Here is a 1,556-nt window from a genome sequence, read left to right as displayed (position 1 = left end):
ATTTACTTTTTGATTTCAGATCTGAAAGTGATTATACGGATTTATTTTATGCAGAGAAAAAACAGGTTGAGGAACTAATTCCCCAAGCAAAAGAATTGATAGATTTTATTTAAAAAAATAATTGAGAATGAAAAACTATAAATTTTAAGGAGTCCAAGATGAGCAGAAATAATGTAATCCTAATTTTACTGATTATTCTTATTGCGATTTTTATTTTTAATAATAAGAATACAAATAAGAAAGTCGATTTACCGGAATTAGAAATCAATGAACCGGGTATTTACAAAACTTCCGTTGCAGATGATTACCGGAAGCAGAAACAAAGTGATACGGATGAAATCTTTGTTTCCCGTACGAACGCTATAACCAGAGCGGTTGAATTGGTGCAGCCGGCAGTTGTAAGTGTGAATGTGATCAAGACGCAGATCATTCGCAGATATACGAATCCGTTTGATAATCCCTTCTTTGGTTTTTTTGATAATTTTCCTTATAAACGGGATATAAAAAGTATTGGTTCAGGTGTTATTTTCAATGACGACGGTTATATTATTACCAATTCGCATGTTGTCGAGGGTGCTACTCAAATAAAGATAATCTTATCTGATGAAAGACAGTTCGATGGCAAATTGATCGGGATCGATAGTGTCCATGATGTTGCTATTTTGAAGATTGAAGGAGAAAATATTCCCAGTACGAAGCTGGGAAATTCTTCTGATATAATAATCGGGGAATGGGCGATTGCAGTTGGAAATCCGTATGGTTTTTTGATCAAAGACAGTAAACCGAGTGTTTCTGTTGGAGTAATATCAGCAGTAAACAGGAATTTTGCTGAAAATCGCGATCAGAAGATCTATAAAGGAATGATCCAGACAGATGCTGCCATAAATCCGGGAAACAGCGGAGGACCATTGGTAAATATTTATGGTGAAGTGATCGGGATAAATACTTTTATTTTTTCTGAATCCGGAGGTAGTATTGGAATTGGATTTGCTATTCCAATCGACAGAGTGAAAAAAGTCAGTCAGGAGCTGATCAAATACGGAAAGGTGAGAGATATCTGGTTTGGTTTCAAAGTTCAGGACATAAATCCCATGATCGCTTCCTATCTGAAATTGAAATCAGTTGATGGAGTTATAGTTGCATATATCGAGAAGAGAGGTCCTGCTGCAAAAGCCGGTTTGAAAAAAGGTGATATCATTACAAAAATAAATAATCTTAAAATTAAGGATGAAAATGATGCGGAATTAGCAGTTAGAGAAATTGCGGTTGGAGATGTGATCAGGTTGGAGATCAATAGAGATAATAAGAAGAAGACCATAGAAATAAAGGCTGTAGAGTATAAGAATTAGTGAAAAAACTTATCAGATTTACACAAATTTGTGAAGTTTTGGAAGATAAACTTGTTCCCAAATTTTATTTGGGAACACAATTGAATGAAAAATTTTATTTTTTTAGATAAGAAGGAATTAAAGTAATGAAATTTAAATTCATCAAGAAATCAAAGTGAAACTTTTATCGCAATTACATTCCAAATTAAATTTGGGAATGAGAAAAGT

Annotated in this window: 2 protein-coding genes; both read left to right on the top strand. The window is 33.6% G+C overall.

Features of this window, described 5'->3' with window-relative positions:
* Positions 1-113 (top strand): HEPN domain-containing protein (locus ENL20_04710; protein HHE37856.1); only part of this gene is annotated, 113 nt, incomplete at its 5' end.
* 45 nt (positions 114-158) lie between these two features.
* Complete coding sequence (locus ENL20_04705) at positions 159-1,349, top strand: PDZ domain-containing protein (protein HHE37855.1); 1,191 nt, start codon at positions 159-161, stop codon at positions 1,347-1,349.
* Positions 1,350-1,556 lie beyond the last annotated feature (207 nt).

The sequence above is a fragment of the Candidatus Cloacimonadota bacterium genome, from assembly GCA_011372345.1.
Taxonomy (GTDB): domain Bacteria; phylum Cloacimonadota; class Cloacimonadia; order Cloacimonadales; family TCS61; genus DRTC01.
Note: the sequence above shows the minus strand (reverse complement) of the source record. Positions and strands in the feature narration are given on the sequence as shown.

What these genes read in the sequence shown, in the direction of transcription:
- ENL20_04705 (HHE37855.1), top strand. Translation starts at nt 159, where the DNA reads ATGAGCAGAAATAATGTAATCCTAATTTTACTGATTATTCTTATTGCG.